Annotated in this window: 21 protein-coding genes; 14 read left to right on the forward strand and 7 right to left on the reverse strand. The window is 72.8% G+C overall.

The features are described from left to right. Positions 1-9 precede the first annotated feature (9 nt). From BS73_RS31710 to BS73_RS31720, 3 genes are read left to right on the forward strand one after another with little or no spacing between them, the layout of a single operon-like run. A complete protein-coding gene (locus BS73_RS31710; protein ID WP_051941218.1) occupies positions 10-912 on the forward strand; it encodes a DUF4097 family beta strand repeat-containing protein in 903 nt (300 codons plus the stop codon). Positions 913-968: 56 nt separating this feature from the next. Continuing rightward, positions 969-2,072, forward strand: a complete 1,104-nt coding sequence (locus BS73_RS31715) for an ATP-binding cassette domain-containing protein (RefSeq protein ID WP_063837108.1) — start codon at positions 969-971, stop codon at positions 2,070-2,072. Next, positions 2,069-2,875, forward strand: a complete 807-nt coding sequence (locus BS73_RS31720) for an ABC transporter permease (RefSeq protein WP_037577804.1) — start codon at positions 2,069-2,071, stop codon at positions 2,873-2,875. The genes BS73_RS31715 and BS73_RS31720 overlap by 4 nt, the downstream gene beginning before the upstream one ends. A 167-nt stretch (positions 2,876-3,042) precedes the next feature. Here the strand turns inward: BS73_RS31720 and BS73_RS31725 are convergent, their stop codons facing one another. Then, the gene (locus tag BS73_RS31725; protein ID WP_037577805.1) at positions 3,043-4,350 is read right to left on the reverse strand and encodes an ROK family transcriptional regulator; all 1,308 of its coding nucleotides are present in this window, start codon (positions 4,348-4,350) and stop codon (positions 3,043-3,045) included. A 155-nt stretch (positions 4,351-4,505) separates the two neighbouring features. Here BS73_RS31725 and BS73_RS31730 point away from each other — a divergent pair, with 155 nt between their 5' ends. The 4 genes from BS73_RS31730 (at position 4,506) to BS73_RS31745 (ending at position 9,685) form a co-directional block, all read left to right on the forward strand. Continuing rightward, the gene (locus BS73_RS31730; protein WP_037577806.1) at positions 4,506-5,840 is read left to right on the forward strand and encodes an ABC transporter substrate-binding protein; all 1,335 of its coding nucleotides are present in this window, start codon (positions 4,506-4,508) and stop codon (positions 5,838-5,840) included. Between the two features lie 511 nt (positions 5,841-6,351). Further along, entirely contained in the window at positions 6,352-7,299 is a 948-nt protein-coding gene (locus BS73_RS31735) for a carbohydrate ABC transporter permease (protein WP_037577807.1), read from the forward strand. Next, positions 7,292-8,170 (forward strand): carbohydrate ABC transporter permease, encoded by an 879-nt coding sequence (locus BS73_RS31740; RefSeq protein WP_037577809.1) that lies wholly within the window; start codon positions 7,292-7,294, stop codon positions 8,168-8,170. The genes BS73_RS31735 and BS73_RS31740 overlap by 8 nt, the downstream gene beginning before the upstream one ends. Positions 8,171-8,269: 99 nt before the next feature. Then, positions 8,270-9,685: a GH1 family beta-glucosidase gene (locus BS73_RS31745; protein WP_051941219.1), complete on the forward strand. Its 1,416-nt coding sequence runs from the start codon at positions 8,270-8,272 to the stop codon at positions 9,683-9,685. Between the two features lie 41 nt (positions 9,686-9,726). Here the strand turns inward: BS73_RS31745 and BS73_RS31750 are convergent, their stop codons facing one another. Further along, on the reverse strand, positions 9,727-11,322 hold the full coding sequence (locus BS73_RS31750) for a class I adenylate-forming enzyme family protein (protein ID WP_037577811.1): 1,596 nt from the start codon (positions 11,320-11,322) through the stop codon (positions 9,727-9,729). 110 nt (positions 11,323-11,432) lie between these two features. On the opposite strand from BS73_RS31750, the gene BS73_RS31755 reads away from it, so the two are divergent. From BS73_RS31755 to BS73_RS31770, 4 genes are all read left to right on the forward strand, one after another. After that, positions 11,433-12,089, forward strand: a complete 657-nt coding sequence (locus BS73_RS31755) for a TetR/AcrR family transcriptional regulator (protein ID WP_063837109.1) — start codon at positions 11,433-11,435, stop codon at positions 12,087-12,089. 66 nt (positions 12,090-12,155) lie between these two features. Next, positions 12,156-13,088 carry an SDR family NAD(P)-dependent oxidoreductase gene (locus BS73_RS31760; RefSeq protein ID WP_037577815.1) on the forward strand — a complete coding sequence of 311 codons (933 nt, stop codon included), beginning with the start codon at positions 12,156-12,158 and terminating at the stop codon, positions 13,086-13,088. A gap of 388 nt (positions 13,089-13,476) precedes the next feature. Further along, positions 13,477-14,481 carry a class I SAM-dependent methyltransferase gene (locus tag BS73_RS35320; RefSeq protein ID WP_161789725.1) on the forward strand — a complete coding sequence of 335 codons (1,005 nt, stop codon included), beginning with the start codon at positions 13,477-13,479 and terminating at the stop codon, positions 14,479-14,481. A 46-nt stretch (positions 14,482-14,527) separates the two neighbouring features. Further along, complete coding sequence (locus tag BS73_RS31770; RefSeq protein WP_037577816.1) at positions 14,528-15,418, forward strand: DUF2804 family protein; 891 nt, start codon at positions 14,528-14,530, stop codon at positions 15,416-15,418. Positions 15,419-15,436: 18 nt separating this feature from the next. Here BS73_RS31770 and BS73_RS31775 read toward each other — a convergent pair whose 3' ends face one another. Next, the gene (locus tag BS73_RS31775) at positions 15,437-15,994 is read right to left on the reverse strand and encodes a hypothetical protein (protein ID WP_037577818.1); all 558 of its coding nucleotides are present in this window, start codon (positions 15,992-15,994) and stop codon (positions 15,437-15,439) included. A gap of 154 nt (positions 15,995-16,148) precedes the next feature. Here BS73_RS31775 and BS73_RS31780 point away from each other — a divergent pair, with 154 nt between their 5' ends. Continuing rightward, positions 16,149-16,742 carry a hydrolase gene (locus BS73_RS31780; RefSeq protein WP_037577825.1) on the forward strand — a complete coding sequence of 198 codons (594 nt, stop codon included), beginning with the start codon at positions 16,149-16,151 and terminating at the stop codon, positions 16,740-16,742. 245 nt (positions 16,743-16,987) lie between these two features. Here BS73_RS31780 and BS73_RS31785 read toward each other — a convergent pair whose 3' ends face one another. The 4 genes from BS73_RS31785 to BS73_RS37940 form a co-directional block, all read right to left on the reverse strand. Further along, on the reverse strand, positions 16,988-18,955 hold the full coding sequence (locus BS73_RS31785) for a M13 family metallopeptidase (RefSeq protein WP_037577827.1): 1,968 nt from the start codon (positions 18,953-18,955) through the stop codon (positions 16,988-16,990). A 57-nt stretch (positions 18,956-19,012) separates the two neighbouring features. Then, complete coding sequence (locus BS73_RS31790; RefSeq protein WP_037577828.1) at positions 19,013-19,432, reverse strand: PPOX class F420-dependent oxidoreductase; 420 nt, start codon at positions 19,430-19,432, stop codon at positions 19,013-19,015. Between the two features lie 199 nt (positions 19,433-19,631). Further along, positions 19,632-21,005, reverse strand: a complete 1,374-nt coding sequence (locus BS73_RS31795) for an NAD-dependent succinate-semialdehyde dehydrogenase (protein ID WP_037577829.1) — start codon at positions 21,003-21,005, stop codon at positions 19,632-19,634. A 65-nt stretch (positions 21,006-21,070) separates the two neighbouring features. Further along, on the reverse strand, positions 21,071-21,700 hold the full coding sequence (locus tag BS73_RS37940) for a hypothetical protein (RefSeq protein ID WP_051941222.1): 630 nt from the start codon (positions 21,698-21,700) through the stop codon (positions 21,071-21,073). A 200-nt stretch (positions 21,701-21,900) separates the two neighbouring features. On the opposite strand from BS73_RS37940, the gene BS73_RS31805 reads away from it, so the two are divergent. Both BS73_RS31805 and BS73_RS31810 read left to right on the forward strand, forming a co-directional pair. Continuing rightward, on the forward strand, positions 21,901-22,524 hold the full coding sequence (locus BS73_RS31805; RefSeq protein WP_037577830.1) for a non-oxidative hydroxyarylic acid decarboxylases subunit B: 624 nt from the start codon (positions 21,901-21,903) through the stop codon (positions 22,522-22,524). A gap of 134 nt (positions 22,525-22,658) precedes the next feature. After that, positions 22,659-24,032 (forward strand): alpha/beta hydrolase family protein, encoded by a 1,374-nt coding sequence (locus BS73_RS31810; RefSeq protein ID WP_037577831.1) that lies wholly within the window; start codon positions 22,659-22,661, stop codon positions 24,030-24,032. Positions 24,033-24,087 lie beyond the last annotated feature (55 nt).

The following is a 24,087-nucleotide window of genomic DNA, read 5'->3' on the forward strand; positions in this document are numbered from 1 at the left end:
GAGCCCATCATGAGCACGCGGCAAGGCACCCCGCACTCCATCGAGCAGTCCTTCGAAACCCCGGGCCCGATCCGGCTCACCGCCGAGCTCGACGTGGGCGACCTGCGGATCGAGGCGAGCGAGCGGACCGACACCCTGGTCCGGATCACCCCGCGCGACCCCGAGCGGGAGACCGACGCCAAGGCCCTCTCCCAGAGCCTGGTCGAGCAGACGGCGGCCGGTCTGCTGGTCAAGACCCCGCGCCAGCGGTCCATCGGCCTCTTCTACAAACCCGGCATCCTCGACGTGCTGATCGAGCTGCCGATCGACTCGACGATAGGGGTGGACGCCACCGCGGCGGCCGTCCGCATCAGCGGGCGCCTCGGCGACACCAGGCTGAAGACCGGCTTCGGCGACGTCGACGTCGAGCACACCGGCGCGGTCGAGATCAGGACCGGGGCCGGGAACGTGTCGCTCCTGCGGGCCGACGGCACAGTCGAGGCGAGTACCGGCACCGGGGAGCTCCGGATCGGCTCGGTGGCCGGGACGGCCGTTTTGAAGAGCTCCAACGGCAACGTCCGGGTCGGTGGCGTCCGCGGTGAATGCCGGGTCAACACCGCCAACGGGTCGATCCAGGTGGACAGCGCGGGCGCGGGCGTCGTCGCCAAGACCGCCGCCGGGTCGGTCCAGGTCGGCAGGCTGGTCCGGGGGGTCTCCACCCTCCGCACCCCGTTCGGCGACATCGAGGTCGGCATCGGCCGCGGCACCGCCGTCCGGCTGGACGCGGCCACCAAGTTCGGCCGGGTCGACAACCGGATGCGGCTCGCCGACGCGCCCGCGGCCGACGACCAGACCGCGGAGCTGCACGCCTCCACCAGCTACGGGGACATCATCCTCACCCGGGCCCCGGACGAGGAGCCGGCGGACGCATGACGCCCGCCACCGCCAGGACATCCAGCAGGACATCCCACAGGACATCCAAACCGCCCATGGCGGACACCCAGGACGAGGGGGACGAGACGGTGACCATACCCAAGCGCGCCGGCGGCAGCCTGGCGATCAGTGCCGTGGGCCTGAGCAAGGCCTTCGGAGAGAAGACCGTGCTGGACGGGATCGACATACAGGTTCCGGAGGGCAGCGTCTACGCGCTGCTCGGCCCGAACGGCGCCGGCAAGACCACCGTGGTGCGGATCCTCTCCACGCTGATCACCGCCGACGCCGGCGCGGTCCAGGTGGCCGGGTGCGACCTGGCCGGCGATCCGGACGGGGTGCGCGCCGCGATCGGCGTCACCGGCCAGTTCTCCGCGGTGGACGGACTGCTCACCGGCCGGGAGAACCTCCGGCTGATGACCGCCCTCCGTCATCTCGGCAGGAGCGCCGGGCGCCGCCGGGTGGACGAACTGCTGGACCGATTCGACCTGGTGGAGGCGGCCGACCGGCCGGTCTCCACCTACTCCGGCGGTATGCAGCGCCGGCTGGACCTGGCGATGACCCTGGTCGGGAACCCCCGGCTGATCTTCCTGGACGAGCCGACCACCGGACTCGACCCGCGCAGCCGGCGCACCATGTGGGCGATCATCCGCGAGCTGGTGGAGGACGGCGTGACCGTCTTCCTCACCACCCAATACCTGGAGGAGGCCGACGAACTGGCCGACACCGTGGCCGTGCTGGACCACGGCAGGCTGGTCGCCGTGGGCACGCCGGCAGAGCTGAAGCGGCAGATCCCCGGCGGCCATATCCGCCTCCAGTTCACCGGCGCGCAGGCGCTCCGCTCGGCCGTGCGGTCGGTGCCCTCCATCGCAGCGGACGAGCAGGCACTGGCCCTGGACGTGCCCTTCGACGGCAATGGCGGCGGCACCTTCTCCTCGCTGCGCGGCCTCCTCGACCGGCTGGCCGGGGCGGGCATCGGGGACGCGGAGCTTGACGGCCTCAGCGTCCACACCCCGGACCTGGACGACGTCTTCCTCGCGCTGACCGGCCGTCCGGGAGGCCGGGAGGGCAGTGCCGAGCAGGACGCGGCCGCCAGGCGGGAGCGGAACCACGAAGACCGGCAGAGCGGGCAGGATCTCGCAGAGAGGGGAACGCGGCGATGAGCGCTGCGACGTTCAACACCACAGTGGCCGACTCGGCCACCATGATCCGGCGCAGCTATCTGCGGATGCGGCGCTATCCGACACTGACGTTCGCCCTGGTGCTGACCCCGCTGGTGGTGCTGGTGCTCTTCGTCTACGTCTTCGGCGGCGCGATGGGGCAGGGGCTGGGCTCGCTCTCCGGCGGCCGGAAGGCCTACCTGGACTACATCCTGCCCGGCATCCTGCTGATGGGGGTGGCCAGTTCCGCCCAGACCACGGCGATCTCGGTGGCCAAGGACATGACGGAGGGGATCATCGCCCGCTTCCGCACCATGGACATCGCCCGGGGGTCCGTGCTGACCGGGCATGTGGTCGGCGCCTGGACGCAGTGCATGCTGGCCCTGGTGGTCGTCGCCCTGGGGGCGGTGGGCCTGGGGTTCCGAGCGCACGGGGGCGCCGGCGGCTGGCTGGGCGCGGCCGGGATCCTGGCGCTGATCACCTTCGCGGTGACCTGGCTGGCGGTCGGGATGGGGCTGGCCGCGAAGAGTGTGGAGTCCTCCAGCAACACCCCGATGATCCTCCTGCTCCTCCTCTTCTTCGGCAGCAGCTTCGTGCCGACCGCGACGATGCCGGTGGGCCTGCGGTGGTTCGCCCAGCACCAGCCGTTCACCCCGTTCAACGAGTCGGTGCGCGGACTGCTGACGGGCCATGTCCACGGCGGGGACGTGATCGCCACCCTGGCCTGGTGCGCGGGGATCACCGTGGTCTCGTACATATGGTCACTGCGCCGCTACAACCGGGACCCGGACCGGGCGGTGGCTTGAGCCTGGCGGGCCGACGGCCTGGTGGCGCGGGGGTCTGGCGGCCTGACGGGGCTGACGCCCCGGTGGTCTGACGGCTTGACGGTCCGACGGGCTGGTGGCCTGGCGGCGGGGTGGCCTACCGGCCCGGAGGCCCAGCGGCTCGACGGGCTGAACGGCCTGACGGTGACTCAGCTCCCGGTCGGTACGCCCCCCGAGTCCAGGAAGCGGCTGACCGGCAGGGTCGCGGCGCCCCTGGCGACCGCGTCCGGGCCGAGGTCGGAGAGTCCGATGGTGGCCTGTTCCCGGGGCAGCACCAGGGCCTGGCGGGAGATGATCTCCCGGATCGGGTCGAGCAGTCGCCGTCCGATCAGCAGGCCGGCCCAACCGCCGATGATCACCCGCTCCGGGTTGAAGAGGTTGACCAGATTGGCGATCCCGGTGCCGATGTGGACGGCGGTCTCGTCCAGGACCTCGCGGGCGACCCGGTCCCCGGCCTCGGCGGCGGCGAGAATCGCCCGCAGGTCACGCTCGCCGCACGGCTCCTCGCCGGCGCCGGGCCCGCCGGAACCGGAGGCTGCGCCGGGCCCGCCGTGCTCACCGGGCTGGCCTGAGCCGCCGGAGCCGACGGGCCCGCCGGGGGCGTCCCCTGCCGCCTCCGCGTAGCGCGCGGCGACGGCCGGGCCGCTGATGTAGGCCTCCAAGCAGCCGGAGGCGCCGCAGCGGCAGAGGCGGCCGCCGATCACCGAGTTGGTGTGGCCCCACTCGCCGGCCGAGGTGGTCAGGCCCCGGTAGGGGGCGCCGTCGGTGATGACGGAGGCGCCCACGCCCGAACCGAGGAGGAGAAAGGCGGCGTTGCGGATCCCGCGGCCGGCGCCGAACCACATCTCGGCCTGGCCCATCGTGGTGGCGCCGTTGTCCACGTGGATCGGGGTCGCGGCGGACACCTCCCCGCTCTCCCGGAGGGACTCGCGGAGCAGCTTCTCGAAGGGCACCGCCTGCCACCCGACGGTCTGGCCGTGCACCACCGCCTCGGGGGTGTGCTGGACGATGCCGGGCACGCCGATCCCCACGCCGAGCAGCCCGGGGCCGTCCGGGTCGAGGATCTGCCCCAGTCCGTCCCGGATCCCGCGGACCACCGCCTCCGGGTCCAGGCGCCCGGCGGGCACCGGGATCTCGGTCCGGGCCTGCTCGGTGAGCGCCAGGTCGAAGCGCTCCACGCGGATCATCGTCTCGCCGACGTCCACGCCGACCACCTGCTGCCGGTCCGCGGCGATCCGCAGCAGGATGCGGGGGCGGCCGCCGTCCGACTCCATCGCCCCGGCCTCCACCACGAGCCCGGCGTCCAGGAGTTCGGAGACCACGTTGCTCACCGAGGCGGCGCTCAGTCCGGTGGCCGCGATCAACTCCTGACGGCTGAGCGGTCCGTGGAACCAGAGCCGGCGCAGCAGCCGGGCGCGGTTCGCCCGCCGCAGGTCGCGAACGTTGTGCCGGTTCATGGTCCCGCCCTTCCACGGTCGGCGCCCTGGGCGCCGGCCTCCGCTGCCTCGTGGCTCAATCTATTTGATGCTGCGCCAACCATTGACGAGGGGTTAGTTCAGAAGTTAAATCACACCCCGAACTAAGCCGTGAAGCAAGTATCGGGAGGGACGCCATGCTCCGCAGCACGAGACGTACCGCACTGGCGGCGATGGGTGCCGCGACCGCGCTGCTGGCCGCAGCCTGCGGAGGGTCGGGCTCGGGGGGCTCGACCACCGCACAGGACACCAGCGGTCCGCAGACCATCACCTACTGGGCGAGCGACCAGGGCAGCTCCATCGCCGACGACGTCAAGGTGCTCACCCCGCAGCTGAACGCCTTCACCCAGCAGACCGGCATCAAGGTCAAGCTCCAGGTGATCGGCTGGAACGACCTCCTCAACCGGATCCTGGCGGCGGCCAGTTCGGGGCAGGGGCCGGATGTGGTCAACATCGGCAACACCTGGTCGGCCTCACTGCAGGCGACCGGGGCGTTCCTGCCGATGTCCGCCGACGTGATGAAGCAGATCGGCGACACCGGGCGGTTCCTGCCAGGGGCACTGGCGGCGACGGGCGCGGCCGGCAAGGACCCGGTGGGCGTACCGCTGTACTCCATGGCCTACGGCCTCTACTACAACAAGGCCATGTTCAAGGCCGCGGGCATCAGCCAGCCGCCGGCCACCTGGGAGCAGTTCGTCGCCGACGCGAAGAAGCTGACCCATGGCGGGCAGTGGGGGGTCAGTGTCGAGGGCGCGCAGACGCCGGAGAACGCCCACCACGCGTTCACCTTCAGCCAGCAGCAGGGCGGCAGCTTCTTCGACGCCTCGGGGAAGCCGACCTTCGACACCCCGCAGAACGTCAAGGCGATCCAGCAGTACGTGAACTTCGTCGGGGCCGACAAGATCGCCAACCCCAGTGACGCCGAGTACTCCAACGGCACCGAGGCGGTGCAGGACTTCGCCAACGGCAAGGCCGCGATGCTGCTCTGGCAGACCGCGGACGCCTCGCTCGCCAACTACGGGATGAAGCCCGGGCAGTACGGGGTCGCGCCGGTGCCGTTCCCGGCGAGCCCGCCGGCCGGCAGCAAGCATGTCGACTCCATCGTGGCCGGCATCAACATGTCGGTCTTCAGCGCCAGCCACCACCAGGCGGCCGCGCTGAAGTTCGTGAAGTTCATGACCAGCCGGCCGACGCAGATCGCGCTGAACAAGTCGTACGGGTCGCTGCCCTCGGTGAAGGACGCCTACGACGACCCGGCGTTCCAGACCCCGTCCGCCAAGGTGTACCAGCAGGTGCTGGCCGGGTCGGCGGCGCCGATGCCGGAGATCGCCCAGGAGAGCCAGTTCGAGACGCAGATCGGCGCGGTGGTGAAGGACCTCTTCGCCGACGCGGCGGCCGGCAAGCCGATCACCGGTCAACTAGTCTCCTCCGAGCTCACCCAGGCCCAGCAGAAGCTCCAGGCGGGCGGCTGATGACCCCTCGAACCAGCGGAAACCCCGGCCGCGGCGCCGCCGCTCCCGACCCGCCGGCCGCCGACGCCTCGGCCCCCGGCGCGGCCGGGGCCGCGGCCGACGCGCCGGACGGCACCGACGCCGCGACGGGCGCGCCGGACGGCACCGAGGCCGGCGGTCTGACGGAACCCCGCGCGGCCGGGGCGAGCGGCGCCGGCGGCCGGGCCGACCGGCCGGCCCTTCCGCGCCAGCCCGACCGGCCTGGCGAGCCCGACCGGGCCGCCCAGCCCGGCCAGCCCGACCAGCCAGGCGAGCCCGACCGGGCCGCCCAGCCAGGCGAGCCCGACCGGGCCGCCCAGCCAGGCGAGCCCGACCGGCCGCCCAGCCAGGCGAGCCCGACCGGGCCGCCCAGCCCGACCAGCCAGGCGAGCTCGACCGGCCTCCCCAGCCCGGCCAGCCCGACCGGCCCGGCCACGCGGGTAACCACCGCGATACAGCGGAGGCTGCCGGTGCCGCTCGGCGTGGCGGATGGCTGCGGTGGGCCGCCCGGGCCGCCCGGGGCGGTGGTTCGCGGCGCGGGCGGCGGCTGGTGCTGCCCTACCTCCTGCTGCTGCCGGCCGTCCTCTTCGAGCTGCTGGTGCACATCGTGCCGATGGTCACCGGCATCGTGATGTCCTTCAAGCAGCTCACCGAGTTCTTCATCCGCAACTGGGGCGCGGCCCCCTCCGCCGGACTGGCCAACTACCGCTTCGCGCTGGACTTCAACGGGGCGGTCGGGAAGGCGCTGCTGCAGTCCTTCCTGATCACCCTCGCCTTCACCGTCCTCACCGTGGCGGTGTCCTGCCTGATCGGCACCTCCGCCGCGCTGCTCCTCCAGGACCCGTTCCGCGGCCGCGGGCTGCTGCGCACCTGCTTCCTGGTGCCGTACGCCCTCCCCGCCTACACCGCCGCGATCACCTGGGAGTTCATGTTCCAGCGGGACACCGGGCTGGTGAACACCCTGCTCGTCCGCGACCTCCATCTCTTCCACACCGCGCCGTTCTGGCTGATCGGCGGGAACAGCTTCTGGGCGCTCACCGCGACCGCGGTCTGGCGCACCTGGCCGTTCGCCTTCCTGGTGGTCACCGCCGGGCTGCAGAACATCCCCGGCGAGCTCTACGAGGCCGCCGCGATCGACGGCGCCGGTGTGTGGCAGCGGATCCGCCGGATCACCATGCCCCAGCTCCGGCCGGTCAACCAGGTGCTGGTGCTGGTGCTGTTCCTGTGGAACTTCAACGACTTCAACACCCCCTATGTCCTCTTCGGCAACGTCGCCCCCAAACAGGCCGACCTGCTGTCGCTGCAGATCTACGACACCTCCTTCGAGAGCTGGAACTTCGGCTCCGGGTCGGCGATGTCCGTGCTGCTGCTGCTCTTCCTGCTGGTGGTGACCGCCGGCTATCTGCTGCTGACCAACCGGAGGACCAGGGCCGATGTCTGACCTCTCCGTCCAGCCCCGCCGGCGCTCGCCGATGGCGCCGCCCCGCAGCTTCCTGTGGACCAGGCGGATCGGGCTCACCCTGCTGACCGTCTTCACCCTGGTCCCGGTCTGGGTGATGGTCAGCAGCTCGGTGAAGCCGCTGCGCGACGTCCAGTCCGCCTTCGAGTGGCTGCCCCGGCATCTCACCCTGGCGCCGTACGCGCAGATCTGGTCGACCGTGCCGCTCGCCCACTACTTCGTCAACAGCCTTGTGGTGTCGGCTTGTTCGACCGTGATCTCGGTGGCGATCGCGATCCTGGCAGGCTATTCGGTCAGCCGCTTCCGCTTCCCCGGGCGGCAGGTGTTCAGCGTCACCGTGCTGTCCACCCAGATGTTCCCCGGGATCCTCTTCCTGCTGCCGCTCTTCCTCCTCTACGTCAACATCGGCACCACCACGGGCGTCGCGCTCTCCGGCTCCCGGCTGGGGCTGATCATCACCTATCTCACCTTCACCCTGCCCTTCTCCATCTGGATGCTGGTTGGGTACTTCGACTCCATACCGCGCGAGCTGGACGAGGCCGCGATGGCGGACGGCTGCAGCCCGGTGGGGGCGCTGCTGCGGGTGGTCGTCCCGGCGGCCGTGCCGGGGATCGTGACCGTGGCCGTGTACTCCTTCATGACGGCCTGGGGCGAGGTGCTCTTCGCCTCGGTGATGACCGACGACTCCACCCGGACGCTCGCCGTCGGTCTGCGCAACTACGCCTCGCAGAACGACGTCTTCTGGAACCAGATCATGGCCGCCTCGCTGGTGGTGAGCGTTCCGGTGGTGGTCGGCTTCCTGCTGCTCCAGCGGTATCTGGTGGCCGGGCTGACGGCCGGATCCGTCAAGTAGGCCCAGCCGGGCCGCTCCGCTCCGGTCCACGGTCAGCCACCTCTCCACTCCACACCCCGCACCCCGCACCCCTCCACGCACACCCACTCTGGGAGACGCATGCCCGCGCCCGACACCACCGCCTTCGGCCCCGGCTTCGCCTGGGGCGTGGCGACCTCCGCCTACCAGATCGAGGGGGCCGTCGCCGAGGACGGCCGGACGCCGTCCATCTGGGACACCTTCTGCGCGCGGCCCGGCGCCGTCGACAACGGCGACACCGGCGAGACCGCCTGCGACCACTATCACCGCTGGCCCGAGGACCTCGCCCTGATGGGCGAGCTCGGTGTCGACTCCTACCGGTTCTCGCTCGCCTGGCCCCGGATCGTGCCGGACGGCACCGGCAAGGCCAACGAGGCCGGCCTGGACTTCTACGACCGGCTCACCGACTCCCTCCTCGCCGCCGGGATCCGGCCCAACGCCACCCTCTACCACTGGGACCTCCCGCAGTCCCTGCAGGACCGCGGCGGCTGGCCGGAGCGCGCCACGGCGGAGGCCTTCGCCGAGTACGCGGCCGTGGCCGCCGCCCGGCTGGGCGACCGGATCACCGAGTGGTGCACGGTCAACGAGCCGCTCTGCGTGGCCTGGATCGGCCATCTGGAGGGGAGGATGGCACCCGGGCTCACCGACCCGGTGGCCGCGGTCCGCGCCTCCTACCATCTCCAGCTCGGCCACGGGCTCGCCGTGCAGGCGGTGCGCGCGGCCTCGCCGGGGCCGGTCCGGATCGGCATCGTCAACAACCTCAGCCCCTGCGAACCGGCCACCGACAGCGAGGCCGACCGGGCCGCCGCCGTCCGCGCCGACGGCCACATCAACCGCTGGTGGCTGGACCCGGTGCTGGGCCGCGGCCACCCGGCCGACATGCGCGCCGAGTACGCCGCGCACGGCGCGGAGCTGCCCGAGCGGGCCGGCGACCAGGCGGTGATCGCCCAGCCGCTGGACTGGCTGGGCGTCAACTACTACTTCCGCCAGCTGATCGCCGACGACCCGGACCCGGCCGCCGCGATGCCGCGGATCCGGCAGGTGCCGGGACCGGGGCCGCGTACCGGAATGGACTGGGAGGTGCACGCGGCCGGACTGGAGCAGCTGCTGCTGCGGCTGACCCGGGAGTACGGCGCCCGGCGGCTGCTGGTCACCGAGAACGGTGCCGCCTACCCGGACACCGTCCGGCCGGACGGCAGCGTCCACGACCCGGAGCGCGCCCGGTATCTGACGGAGCATCTGGCGGCGTGCGCGCGGGCGGCGGAGGCCGGTGCGCCGGTCGACGGGTACTACGTGTGGTCGCTGCTGGACAACTTCGAGTGGGCCTACGGCTACGACAAGCGATTCGGCCTGGTGCACGTCGACTTCGAGACCCAGCGCCGCAGGATGAAGTCCAGCGGCCGCGCGTATGCGGCGCTGATCGCCGCGCATCGGGCGGCGACCGCACGGTCCGAGGGGGCGGGAACGGCGCCGGCAGGAGCCCCTTCGCGTCCCTGAGCGCCGGCGGGGGGCGGCGGGGGTCGGCTCGGTGCCGCCGCTCAGTCGCCCGCGGCGGCCAGCCGCTCCCGCAGCACGCCCTTGGCGACCTTGCCGGTGCCGGTCAGGGGGAGGGCGTCGGCCAGGACGACGCGCCGGGGGACCTTGAAGCCGGCCAGCCGGCCCCGGCACAGCGCGGTCAGCTCGTCGGGGTCGGGAGAGGGGACGCCGGGGGCCGGGACCGGGACCAGGACCGCGCAGACCCGCTCGCCCCAGCGCGGGTCCGGCACGCCGACCACCGCCGCCCGGTCGACCGCCGGATGCTCCAGCAGTACGGCCTCCACCTCCCGGGCGCTGACGTTCTCGCCGCCCGTGACGATCACGTCCTTCTTCCGGTCGGTGAGGTGGAGATAGCCGGCCTCGTCGATCCGGGCCAGGTCACCGGTCCGGAACCAGCCCGAGCGGAACGCGGCGGCGGTGGCGGACGGATCGTCCCAGTAGCCGTCGCAGAGCTGCTCGGCGCGGACGGCCAGCTCGCCCACGGCGCCCGGCGGCCGGTCGGTGAGGCCGGCCTCGTCCCAGGGGTCGACGATGCGCAGCTCCACCCCCGGCGCCGGGCGGCCGGCGGCGCCGAGGAGCCCGCCGCGCCCCTCGCCCGCGGCGGCGCCCGGGTCGGCAGCGGCGGCCCGGTGCTCGGCCGGGCCGAGGAAGACGGCGTTGCCGGAGAGCTCGGTGGACCCGTAGCCCTGGTTGAGGTCGCAGTCCAGCGTCTCCACACAGCGGCGCAGCAGCCGCGGGCTGATCGGCGAGGAGCCGTAGCCGATGGTGCGGACGGTCGCGCGCAGGGCGGCGGTCCGCTCGGGCGGGGCGGCGGCGAGGTGGTCGAGGAGCGCGTCGATCATGGTCGGCGCCAGCGAGAGGCTGGTCACCCGGTGCCGGTCGGCGAGGTCGAGGAGCCCGTCCGGCTCGAATCGGCGCATCACCACCGCCGGACGGCCGGCCTGATGGTGCATCAGCACCTGGTAGCCCGCCACATGGCAGAGCGGGAACGGGGTGAGGAAGACCGCGTCCCGGTCCACCGGGCGGCCGTACCGGGTGGAGCGGACGGCGGCCAGCAGGCTGCGGTGGGTCAGCCGGACCCCCTTCGGGCGCCCGGTGCTCCCCGAGGTGAAGAGCAGCCAGGCCGGGCGGTCCGGGTCGTCGGGCGGGAAACCCCCGGGCGGGGGCGGAGCGGACAGCAGCGTGTCCCAGTCCGGGCCGTCGAAGAGGACGCGGGGGACGGAGTGCCGGGACTCCGCCGGCGGCAGCCGCTCGGCCAGCCCGCCCTCGGCGAGCAGCAGTCGGGCGCCGGCGCGGGCCAGCTGCTCCGCCCACTCGGCAGGGTGCAACCGCGGGTTGAGCGGTACCAGGACCCGCCCGGCGCGTGGGACGGCGTAGTAGGCGAGGACGTACTCGGCCCGGTTGTGCGCCAGCACGGCCACCCGGTCGCCGGGCGCGGTACGGGCGGCGATCCCTCGGGCCAGTGCCTCCACCCGCTCCCTCAACTCGCCGAAGTCCCAGGCGTGCCGGCCGCAGACCAGCGCCGGCGCGTGCGGCGGGGCCGGGTCGTCGAGGATGCCGTGGAGGGTACGGGCGCGGGCGGGGCTCGGCTGGCGCATGAGCGGACGCTACCCGCGCACGGTGACCGCCGCACCACCGCGCCGCACCACCACGGCACACCACCGCGCCGCCCCGGGGCGGGCGCCCCCCGGGTGGCAGAATGCGCGGGGTGACGGAGAGTCGACCAGCGCCGGGTGGGCGCGGGCCCGGGCGGCCGCCGGACGCCGAGATCGAGCCCAAGGTGATCGGCGCCGCTCTCGACGTCTACGGGGAGGTCGGCTGGGGCGGGTTCACCATCGACGCGGTCGCCCGCCGGGCGCGGGTCGGCAAGGCCGCCATCTACCGCCGCTGGCCGACCAAGGAGGCGCTGGTCGCCGCCGCGGTGCGGGCGCTCCGGCACGAGGACGAGCCGATGCCGGCCGGCCTCGCCGGGGAGGGACCGCTGCGGGAGCAGCTGGCGCACATCGCCCGCAACCTCTGCCTCCGCTACCTGGGCCCGCACGGCACGGCCGCGCTGCGGGCGATGGTGGAGGTGAAGGTCTACCCGGCGGTGCTGGGCGAGGCGCTGGACGGCGTGCGGCGGGAGAGCATCGCCGCCGGGCGCGCGGTGGTGCTGCGCGCGGTCGAGCGCGGTGAGCTGCCGACCGGGACCTCCCCGGCGATGGTGATGGACGCCCTCTCCGGCACCGTCCTCCACCACGTGCTGCTGATGCCCGCCGACCGCACGGCCGAACTGGCCGCGGACCCGGAGGAGTTCATCGGCCGGGTGGTGGACTTCGTCCTCGCCGGCGCCGGCCCCCTTTGCAGACGAACTTCGTCTGATTAGCCTCGAAGCGTCTGGCTGACGCGGCGTCAGCGACGCACCGTGAGACACGCGACGAAGGGGTTGCGCATGGGCCTGCTGGACGGACGAGTGGCAGTGGTGACCGGCGCGGGCCGCGGGATCGGAGCGGCGATCGCCCGCCGCTTCGCCGCCGAGGGCGCGGCGGTGGTCGTCAACGACCTGGGCGGTGCGGCCGACGGCACCGGAGGCGACGCGGGCCCCGCCGAGGAGATCGCCGCCGGGATCCGCAAGGCCGGCGGCCGGGCGGTGGCGGACGGCGGCGACGTCGCCGACACCGCCGTCGGGCGGCGGCTGATCGACACCGCGGTGGACGAGTTCGGCACGCTGGACGTGCTGGTGAACGTGGCCGGGATCCTCCGGGACCGAATGATCTTCAACCTCGAGGAGGAGGACTGGGACGCGGTGATCCGGGTCCACCTGCGCGGCCACTACTCCACGATCCGGTCGGCCAGCCAGTACTGGCGGCAGCAGCGCAACGCCGAGGGCGACTACCGGATCATCAACTTCACCTCGGTCTCCGGCCTCGACGGCTCGCCGGGCCAGCCGAACTACGCGGCGGCGAAGATGGGCATCGTCGGCCTCACCTACTCGCTGGCCCAGGGGCTGGCCCGGTACGGGGTCACGGCCAACGCGATCGCCCCGGGCGCGGAGACGCGGATGACCGCGACCGTCCCCGAGGACAGGCGGGCGGTGGCCGGATCGGCGGCCGAGCGGGCGGCCGATCCGGCGCGCTCGCCCGAGCAGATCGCACCCCTCGCGGTGTATCTGGCCTCGAAGCGCTCGCGGTGGCTCACCGGGCGGGTGCTGAGCGCGCGCGGGTACGAGGTCGGCCTCTACGCCAACCCGGAGATCGTCCGCCAGCTCAACACCACGGGTCCGTGGGACCCGGCGCAGCTCGGCGACCTGATGGAGGCCAACTTCCGCCGCGTCGCCGACGGCCTCCCCCCGAGCCTCTTCGCCGCGCAGCGCGACTGCCGCTGAGCGGGGCGCGGAGCGCCGCGGGCGCGAGCGGGGCAACGGGCGCGGGGAAGTGCGCGCCCAGCCGGCTCCGGCCCCTGCCGAAGGCAACGGCCAGCGGGCGGCAAGCAGAGCGCCGTCGCCGCCTGCGGCGCCGTTCCGCGCGGGCCGCGCGATTCCCCGCGCCCCTTGCGCGCCTGCGATGCCGCGCCCGGCGGGGTGCCGGAGGCCTTCGGGGAGAGGGAAGCGAAGGGGGCGGCACCACTTGTCGCGGGGGCGGTTTTGCCGGGGTGGCCGCCGTGGCATTCTGCGGCTCGGGAGGAGGCGCGGACAGCCGCGCCGCTTTGGGGGAGACCGGGGACGGGGGCCGATGAATCCGCTGCACCTGCTCAGAACGCCGATCGGACGCGCCGTGAGCGCTCTGGAACTGCTGCGCATCCGGTTGCTCGAACAGGCCTGGTTCACCACCGGCCTGCTGCCGTTGCTGCCCCGCCGCCTGCGCTGGGGGCTGCGCCGCGCGTACCTCGCGCCGGTCGACCTCGCCGACCGCTTCCTCGGCCGCCGCGACGACTCGCTGCCGAACAAGGCCGACACCTACACCGGGGGCGTCCGCGACTTCGCCGCCAGCGGCGAGACCCTGCGCGACGCCCTCCGCGAGGTGGCCGGCCTGACCCCGTCCTCGCACGTGCTGGACGTGGGCTGCGGCATGGGCCGGCTCGCCATCCCGATGGCCGGCTACCTGGACGCCGAGGGCGGCTACGAGGGCCTGGACATCGTCCCGGACGGCATCTCCTGGTGCACCGCCAACGTCCGTGCCCCGCACGGGAACGTCCGCTTCACCCTGGCCGACGTCCACAACAAGGAGTACCACCCGGAGGGCCGGGTGCCCGCCCGCGAGTACCGCTTCCCGTACCCGGACGACACCTTCGACGTGGCCGTCCTCATCTCGGTCTTCACCCACATGCTGCCGGAGGAGGTGGACAACTACCTCGGCGAGCTGGCCCGGGTGCTGAAACCCGGCGGGCGCTGCTTCGCCAGCTACCACCTGCTGCCGCCGCCCGAGGTGATCGCCCGCGCCAAGGCCCCGGTGCAGCGCAGCTTCCGGTACGCGATGGGCCCGGCCCGGGTCTCCTCCCGGAAGGTGCCCGAACTCGCGGTGGCCTACCAGGAGCAGTACGTCCGCGACCTCTACCGTGCCCACGGTTTCGAGGACGAGATGCTGCTCAGCCGCGGACTCTGGTCCGGCTGCGGCTTCACCCCGCTGTGGCCGCACGACTCCGGCCTGGCCGGGCAGGACACCCTGGTGGCCACGGTCCGCGCGAAGGGCCCGGTGCGCAACGGCGTCGACGCCGGGAGGGCCGAGGCCGGGAGGGCCGAAGTCGGCAGGGCCGAGGCCGGGAGGGCCGAGGCCTCCTGATCCTCCCCGGGACGTCCCACCGGGGCCCGAACTAAGCTCGCCGGCTATGAGCGATCCCCAGACCCCGCCCCCGCCGCACCCCCTGCCCTGGCGGGCGGTGGGCGCGGCGGCCGCCGCCAATCCGACCGGGCCCGGCGCCGCCTACGACCTGGAGCGGCTGCCCCCGCTCCGGATACTGGGCCTGCGCCCGCTCAAGCGCTGGACCTACGCGGCGGTCTTCGGCTCCGAACTCCAGCTCTGCGTGGGGCTGGTGGAGATCGCGGGAGCCGTCCAGAGCTTCTGGGCGGTGCACGACAGGGCGATGGGGACCGGCGGCCTGTACGAGCGGACCGTCCGCAGGCGCGCGGTGCGGGTCACCCCCGAGGGCGCCGACTTCGGCCACGACGGCGTCCGCGCGGAGGTCGAGTTCCTGCAGGACGGCGAGCCGGTCGCCGTCCTGTCCCGGCACGGCGGCTACCCGATCTGGACCCGCAAGACCCCGGTCCGCGCGCACGGCAGGGTCCTCCTGCCCGGCGGCGACGTGCGGGAGCTGGCCGGCGAGCCGGGACTGCTGGACGAGTCGGCCGGGCACCACGCCCGCCGCACCGCCTGGTACTGGAGCGCCGGCGCCGGCAGCACCCCGGACGGGCGGGACGTCCGCTGGAACCTGGTCTCCGGGATCCACGACGCCCGCTCCGCCTCCGAACGCACGGTCTGGGTGGACGGGGAGGCGCGCGAGGTCCCGGCGGTGGAGTTCTCCGGCGACCTCACCACCGTCACCGGCGGCGGAACGGAGCTGCGGTTCACCGCCGAGGCCGAACGCGCCCGCCGGGACCGGCTGGTGGTCGTCGACAGCGCGTACCGACAGCCCTTCGGCGGCTACCGCGGCAGGCTGCCGGGCGGGATCGAGCTCACCGGCGGGCGAGGGGTGATGGAGCGTCACATCGCCCGCTGGTGACCGGAGTCGGGACCGGGGTCACTCGGGGAGGTAGGCGTCGAGCACCTTGTCCAGCTGGGTGGTCCACTCCTTGATGGTGGAGCGCGAACCGCTCTGGACGTCGGCCGGGTAGCTGTGCCGCTCGGTGGTGTGGACGGTCACGGTCAGCCGGCTGGGGAAGCGCCCGGTGCTGTACTCGACGGCGCCGATCTCCGGCCAGCTGAACTCCGCGGACTCCTCGTCCAGCCGGAACCGCACGCCGGTCGGGTCGATCTCCACGCCGCCGCGATGGTCCCCGGCCTCGAAGCTGGGGCCGTCGGAGGGGGCGGCGTCCTGCTCCGCGTCCGCCTCGGCGTCCGTCTCCGCCTCTGCCGAGGCGGAGGTGTCGTCGGCCTCGGCGTCCGGCGTCGCGCCGGCGTCCGGCGCCGCCTTCGTGTCGTCCGCCGGCTTCTCGGCGGGGGCCGGCGGCTTGTCCGCCGTGACGGCACCCGCCTTGGCGGCCTCGGCCGGTGCGGGGGTGATCAGACCCGGGACCTGGGCGGGATCCAGTGCCGGTGCCGGGACGCGGTTCAGCTGAGCTCCAGGGCGTTCTTCCACGGGAGGAAGCATGGCCGACGAACCTGTGAGCGGACCAGCCGCCACGACCGGACCTCCCTCCTTGTTGCCGAATCGTGTTTCGCGGGCGGAGGGGCGAGCGAAGTCCATCAAGTCAAACTGGACAGTTCAAACTGAAGGATTTATCGTGGAGGGCATGCCTCTTACGACTATCGACCCGAAGACCGCGCTCGTCGTCATCGACCTGCAGAACGGCATCCTGGGTGCGCCCGGCGCCCCGAACCCCACCAGCGACGTGCTGGCCAAGAACGTCGAACTGGCCGAGGCGTTCCGCGCCCGGAAGCTGCCGGTGGTGCTGGTCCGGGTGACCACCGCCGCCGACGGGGCGGACTGGACCCCCGGCCGTACCGACGCGGACGCGGCCGGCGGCGGCACGCCGTCCTTCCCGGAGGGCTGGGACGTCATCTCCGACGCCCTCGCCGGACACGACGAGGACATCGTCGTCACCAAGCGCAACTGGTCCGCCTTCTACGGCACGGACCTGGACCTGCAGCTGCGCCGGCGCGGTGTCACCCAGATCGTCCTGACCGGCGTGGCGACCAGCATCGGCGTCGAGTCCACCGCGCGGCAGGCGCACGAGCACGGCTACCACGTGGCGCTGGCGACCGACGCGATGACCGACATGGACGCCGAGGCGCACGCGAACTCCATCGCGAAGATCTTCCCCCGTCTCGGGGAGACGGCGACGACCCAGGAGATCCTGGACCTGCTGGCGAAGACCCACGCATAGCCCTCTTGCGCCGCAGGCGCACCTTCGCGCCGCAGGCGCATTCAGGGGCGCGGGGAACTGCGCGGCCGCGCGCTACGGCGCCGCACTCGGCGACGGCGACTGGGTTGCAGCCCAGGCTCCGTATCCGGGTGCGGCGCCGTAGTCGGTTGGCCGCGCAGTTCCCCGCGCCCCTGAATGCGCCTGCGGCGCAAGAACGCGCCTGCGGCGCGAAGGCGCGCCTGCGGCGCGAAGGCGCGCCTGCGGCGCTACCAGATGCGGACTCGCTCCTCCGGCGCCAGCCACAGCGCGTCCGTCTCGCGAGTGCCGAACGCCGCATGGAACTCGTCCAGGTTGCGGACGATGTTCGCGCGGAACTCCGGCGGCGAGTGGGGGTCGATGGTGAGGTACTGCTCCTCCTGCTCCTTGCGGCGCTTGGTGCGCCACACGTAGGCCCAGTTGAGGAAGAGCGACCGGGAGTCCGCCTGCTCCTTCTTCTCCTCCTCCGCCAGGTCCTCCAGCGCGATGAGGTACGCCTTGTGGGCGATCGTCAGCCCGCCCAGGTCGCCGATGTTCTCCCCGACCGTCAGCGCGCCGTTGACGTGCTGCCCGGGCAGCGCCCGCGGTGAGAAGCCGTTGTACTGCTCGATCAGCGCCTTTGACTTCTTCTCGAAGGCGGCCTTGTCCTCCGGCGTCCACCAGTCGTTGAGGTTGCCCTTGGGGTCGTACTGCGCGCCCTGGTCGTCGAAGCCGTGGCCGATCTCGTGGCCGATGACGGCGCCGATCCCGCCGTAGTTCTCGGCCATCGTGCCCTCGGGCGAGAAGAACGGCTCCTGGAGGATGCCGGCCGGGAAGCAGATCTCGTTGGTGCCCGGGTTGTAGTAGGCGTTGACGGTCTGCGGCAGCATGAACCACTCGTCGCGGTCGACCGGCGAGCCGATCTTCCTCAGCTCGCGGTCGGTCTCGAAGGCGGCCGCCGCCCGCGCGTTCGCCAGCAGGTCGTCGGCGGTGACGGTGAGGGCGCTGTAGTCGCGGAACTCGTCCGGGTAGCCGATCTTCGGCCGGAAGGTCTCCAGCTTCTCGTACGCCCGCTGCTTGGTCTCCTCGGTCATCCAGTCGAGGTTCTCGATGGACCGCCGGTAGGCCCGCAGCAGGTTCTCGACCAGCTGGTCCATCATCGCCTTGGACGACGGCGGGAAGTGCCGGGCGACGTACTCCCGGCCGACCGCCTCGCCGATCGAGCCCTCCACGAAGGAGACCGCGCGCTTCCAGCGGGCCCGCAGCTCCGGTGTGCCGTTCAGGGCCTTGCCGTAGAAGTCGAAGTCGGCCTGGACGAAGGCCGAGGAGAGGAAGGGGGAGGCGGCGCGCAGCACCCGCGCCCGCGCCCACTGCTTCCAGTCCTCGACCGGGACCTCGGCGAGCACCGCCGAGAGGTGGCCCAGGTAGGAGGGCTGGCGGACGACGGTCTCGGCGATCGTCGCGTCCGAGCCGCCGAGCGCGGCGACATAGCCGCTCCAGTCGAACTCCGGGGCCAGCGCCTTGAGTTCGTCGAGGGTGGTGAGGTTGTAGGTCTTCTGGACGTCGCGGGTCTCGGCGCGCTCCCAGTGGCCCTCGGCGAGGCGGGTCTCGATGCGGAGCACGGTCGCCGCGGCGGCCGCCGCCTCCGGCACCCCGCCCAGCTCGAACAGCCCGGTGAGGTAGGCCAGGTACTTCTCCCGGGCCTCGGCGAACTTCTCCTCGCGGTAGTACGACTCGTCGGGCAGCCCGAGGCCGCCCTGGACGATCTTGACCAGGTACCGGTCGGCGTCCCGGTCGTCGCTGTCCACATAGGAGCCGAAGAGGCCGGAGCCGCCCTCGCGCTCGAACGCGCCGAGGAAGGCCGCCAGTTGGCGGAGATCGGTCAGCTCGTCGACCTGCCGGAGCTGCGGGCGCACCGGGTCGAGACCGCGGGCCTCCACCGCCTCCTCGTCCATGAACGAGTTGTACAGTGCGGCGATCTTCCCGGCCTCGGTGTCCAGCGCGGCCCCCGCTCCGTCGGCGGAGCCGGCCAGGTCCTGGATGATCTCCTTGACCTGCTGCTCCGCCTGGTCGGAGAGCTGCACGAACGGCCCCCAGCTGGACCGGTCGTCGGGGATCCGCACCGTCTCCAGCCACCGGCCGTTGACGTGGCCGAACAGGTCGTCCTGCGGACGGATGTCGGGGTTCATGCCCGTGCGGGCGCCATCGAGAATGCTCACCCGGCCACCATATGGCAGGCGGCCGGGGGAGCGCTTCGGTGCGGAGGCGCCGGGACCTCAGCCGACCTGCGAGCTGTCCTTCATCGAGCCCCATCCGTGCCAGCGGTCCACGGCGATGACGGCGGTGAACCGCTTCCGGTCGCGGACCGCGTACGGCTTGCCGAGGTACTGCTCGGACAGCCGGTCGATGACCGAGAGGTCGGTGTCCTCGGTGATCTCCTCGACCCGGCCGACGATGCTGACGTGGGTGTACCACTGCTCGCCGTCCAGGACGGTGAGGGTGACCCGCGGGTCGTTGCGGATGTGCTCAAGACGCTTGCGGCCCTCGTCCATGTTGACCAGCACCCGGCCCTCGTCCCACAGGTACCAGGTGGCGGTGGAGACCGGCTGCCCGTCCGGGCGCAGGGTGGTGATCACGGCGGGGTTCGGCCGCGCCAGCAACTCCTGCGCGGACTGCGGAAGCGGGGGCTTGGACATGGGGGAGTCCTTCCGGGGATCGCGTGGGTCGGTCGTACCCGATCGACGCTATCGCGACGGCGGCCCGCCGGCCGGACGCCGCGCCCCTCGAACGCCGAAGGGCGCGGCCGAGGGGCGCGGGGAACCGCGCCGGGCCGGGGCGCGGACCGGGACCGGGCGGACCGGCACCGGGCGACCGGCACCGGGCAGGCGGCGCCGCCTAGCGCTCGACGCGGATCAGCTTCTTGTTGACGAACTCGGCCATCCCGTACTTGCCGAGCTCGCGGCCGATCCCGGAGCGCTTGATGCCGCCGAACGGCAGGTCCGCCTGGGTGCCGGAGAGGCCGTTGATCCAGACCATACCGGTCTCCAGCCGGTCCGCGACCGACTTCGCCTTCTCCACGTCCTGGCTCCACACCGCGCCGCCGAGCCCGTACGGCGAGCTGTTGGCCAGCTCGACCGCCTCGTCCTCGTCGGCCACCGGGTAGACGACCGCGGCCGGGCCGAACAGCTCCTCGGTGTAGGCGCGCATCTCGGGGGTGATCCCGGTCAGCACGGTCGGCTGGACGTAGGCGCCGGGGCCGTCCACCCTTCCGCCGCCGGTGTGCACCGTCGCGCCCTTGTCGATGGCGTCCTTCAGCTGCTCCAGCAGCCGGTCCGCCGCGGCCTGCGAGGAGAGCGGGCCGAACCTGGTCTTCGGGTCCAGCGGGTCGCCCGGCTGCACCGCGGACACCGCGGCGGTCAGCTCCCGGACGAAGTCCTCGTAGATGTCCTGCTGCACCATGAACCGCTTGGGCGAGTTGCAGGCCTGCCCGGCGTTGCCGAGCCGGCCGGCCGCGGCCATCTTCGCGGCCTTCGCCACGTCCTCGGTGTCGAGGAGGATGAAGGCGTCCGAACCGCCCAGCTCCAGCACGCACTTCTTGAGGTTGCGGCCGGCGATCTCGGCGACCGCCGAGCCCGCCCGCTCGCTGCCGGTCAGCGAGACGCCCTGGTTGCGCGGGTCCGCGATGATGTCCGCGACCTGCTCGTTGGTGGCGAAGACGTTGATGTAGCAGCCGGCCGGGAGGCCCGCGTCGGCGAAGATCCGCTCCATCGCCAGCGCGGCCTGCGGGCAGCTCGGCGCGTGCTTGAGGAGGATCGTGTTGCCCAGCATCAGGTTCGGCGCGGCGAACCGGGCGACCTGGTAGTACGGGTAGTTCCACGGCATGATGCCGAGGAGCGAGCCCAGCGGCGTGGTGCGGACGACGGCGGTGCCGCCGCCGCTGACCGACAGCTCCTCGTCGGCGAGGAACCCGGGGCCCTCGTCCGCGTAGTAGCGGTAGATCGTGGTCACGATGTCGATCTCGCCCTGCGCCTGGCGGAAGGGCTTGCCCATCTCCAGGCTGATGATCCGGGCGAGCTCGTCCTTGCGCTCCTGGTACAGCTCGCCGACCCGGCGCAGTACCGCCGAGCGGTCGGCGACGGCGGAGTGCCGCCAGCTCTGGAAGGCGGCGTGCGAGTCGGCCAGCGCCGCCTCGATCTCCTTCGCCGTGGCCTCGGGGAACTCCTTCAGGGTCTCGCCGGTCGCCGGGTTCACCGTCTTGTATGCCGTCATGATCCCCAACGTACCCAGCTCAGGGCCGCAGGACCACACCTCTGACGCGGCGCCGGGGGGCGCGTTCACGGAGTACGGCAGTCCTGCCAGGCGGCGGCGAGCGCGGCGGGGACCACGATCGAGCACCCGCCGGTGGAGGGGAACCCGTCGCCGCCGGCGAGGCGCCAGCCGGCCGGGCCGCGGAAGATGAAGTACTTCCGGGCCGAGCCCTCGTCCTGGAGGGCGGTCCGCTCGGACGCGTCGGCGGCCGCGGTCGGCGCGAACCGGGCCGCCGCGTAGAGGTGCCCGGCGCAGACCCCGTAGTAGAAGCTGCCCGGCACCGGCTGGATGTCCGGCAGTCGGGGGACGGACTGCGCGCCCCAGTCGCGGGTCACCGCCGCCTTGACCGCGCTGCTCGCGGCGAGGTTCGCGCAGGCCGAGGTGGTGGGCGCCGCCGTGGTGGGGGCCTTCGCGGCCGGGGCCGCCGTGGTGGGCGCCGCCGTGCGGGGCGCGGTGGCCGCGGGCGCCGCGGTGGCCGGGGCGGTGGTGGGCGCCGCCGTGGTGGGCGCCCCGGCGAGCGGTGCGGCGCTCGTCGTCCCGCCCGCGCCCCCGCCCGCGGACGGATGCCCGCCGTCGCAGGCGGCCAGGCCGAGCGCGGCGCCCGCTGCCGCGAGTGCGCAGAGCAGAGGCCGTGCGGTGCGGAACCGAGTTCTCATGGCAGGTCCTTCGCTGAGGTGGGCGCGCGGCTCGATGCTCTGGACGGCCCGGACGGGCCTTCGGTTGCACCCCTCTGCCGCCGGTTTCCTGACCGATTTTGAACATCGGCTGTCGGGAGGAGACCCCGATCGCCCCCCGGGGCCGCCCTAGCGTGGAGAGGACCGGCCTGGTCGCAGGTCGAGCGAGGAGCGGAGCGGGGATGCGTCTGATCGTGGGGATGACCGGGGCGACCGGGGCGCCGTTCGGCGTGCGGCTGCTCCAGGCGCTCAAGCAGCTGCCCGACGTGGAGACCCATCTGGTGCTGTCCCGCTGGGCGCGTACCACCATCGAGCTGGAGACCGGCTGGTCCGCCCGCGAGGTCGCCGCCCTCGCCGACGAGGTGCACAACCCCGAGGACCAGGGCGCCGCCATCTCCTCCGGCTCCTTCCGCACCGACGGCATGGTGATCGTGCCCTGCTCGATGAAGACCCTGGCGGGCATCCGGGCCGGCTACGCGGACGGCCTGGTGGGCCGGGCGGCGGACGTCGTCCTCAAGGAGCGCCGCCGGCTGGTGCTGGTCCCCCGGGAGACCCCGCTCAGCGAGATCCATCTGGAGAACATGCTGGCTCTCTCCCGGATGGGGGTCCGGATGGTGCCGCCGATGCCCGCCTTCTACAACCACCCCGAGTCGGTGGACGACATCGTCGACCACCTCACCGCCCGCGTACTGGACCAGTTCGACCTGCCGTTCCCGGCCGCCAAGCGCTGGGCGGGGATGCGCGCGGCCCGCGCCGGCCGACCGGTGACGCCCGGTCAGGGACCCCTGCTGACAACGGAGTCATAACGCCGGGCCGGCCGTTCCGGGACGGATCAGGACAGTTCGCACGCGAAGTCAGGGAAATGTGCGGGGCCCGTGTTGGTCGGGTTCATGACGGCGGTACGGTGTGCGCCAGTACACAGCCGATTCGAGGGGGGTACATGGGCAAGCATGCGCGCCGTCGCCAGCCGAACCGCATAGCCGCGCGCGCCGCGACGACCGCCGGTGCGCTGGCCGTGGTGATCGGAGCCGGGGCGATACCCGCGAATGCCGCCACCAAGGCCGCCACGGCCCGCCCGGACACCGATCCGGCCAAGGGCGGGGACCTTCAGCACGACGGGGGCGGCCCGGACGCGACCCTCTCGCAGATGCAGAACGACCTTCCGACGCTCCCTCAGAAGAGCAGCGGCTCCACGACGATGAGCCCGCGGGCCCTGACGGCGCCGACCAAGGTCACCCTGCCCGCCCCGATCGGCAAGTACCCGGTCGGCACCGTCTCGCTGCACCTGCGGGACACCTCCCGGCCGGACCCCTACGTCTCCGGCACCACCTACCGGGACCTGATGGTCCAGGTCTGGTACCCGGCGGCCGCCACCACCGGCTACGGCAACTCGCCCTGGCTGGCGACGAACGCGGCCAACAGCTTCCTGTCCCGGCAGGGTCTGAACAGCAGTCAGGTCTCGCTGCCCACCACCGCCGGGCACACCGGCGCCCCCGTGCTGACCTCGGCGGGCAAGCTGCCGGTGATCTTCTACTCCACCGGCCTCCGCTCGGACCGCTCGCTCGGCACCACGCTGGTGCAGGACATGGCCAGCCGCGGATACATCGTGGTGATGGTCGACCACACCCACGACGCCAACGAGGTCCAGTTCCCCAACGGCTCCCTCCAGAAGGGCGCGCTGCCGTCGGTCATCCACGCCTCGGACATCCTGGCGGTGCGCTCGGCCGACATCAGCTTCACCCTGAACGAGCTGACCGCGATCACCAAGGGCACCAACCCGACGGTGGAGAAGTCCGCGCTGCCGACCGGTCTGTCGACCACCATGGACATGAGCAAGGTGGGGATCTTCGGCTGGTCCCTGGGTGGCGCCGAGGCCGGCACCGCGATGTACAACGACAGCCGGATCAAGGCCGGCTTCAACCTGGACGGCACCTTCTACGGCACCGTCGCCAGCAAGGGCCTCGGCAAGCGGCCGTTCATGCTGATGAGCGCCCAGAGCCACAACCTGAGCACGGACTCCAGCTGGCGGTCCTTCTGGGCCGCCACCACCGGCACCAAGTACGACGTCCGGGTGGCCGGCACCAAGCACCTCAGCTTCAGCGACAACGAGTACCTGCTGCCGCAGGAGGCCTCCCGCCTCGGCATGTCGACCACCCAGCTGCAGAGCGAGCTGGGCACGATCAGCCAGACCCGCGCGGTCACGGTCGAACGCGCCTATCTGGCGGCCTTCTTCGGCAGCCAGTTCAAGGGCGAGAAGTGGTCGATCCTGAACGGGCCGTCCTCGTCCTACCCCGAGGTCAGCTTCGTCAGCTAGGGGAACGCAGACCGCGGGCCGTCCCGGGAGAGCAGGACTCCCCGGGGCGGCCCGC

The sequence above is a fragment of the Phaeacidiphilus oryzae TH49 genome (assembly GCF_000744815.1).
In the GTDB taxonomy this organism is placed as follows: domain Bacteria; phylum Actinomycetota; class Actinomycetes; order Streptomycetales; family Streptomycetaceae; genus Phaeacidiphilus; species Phaeacidiphilus oryzae.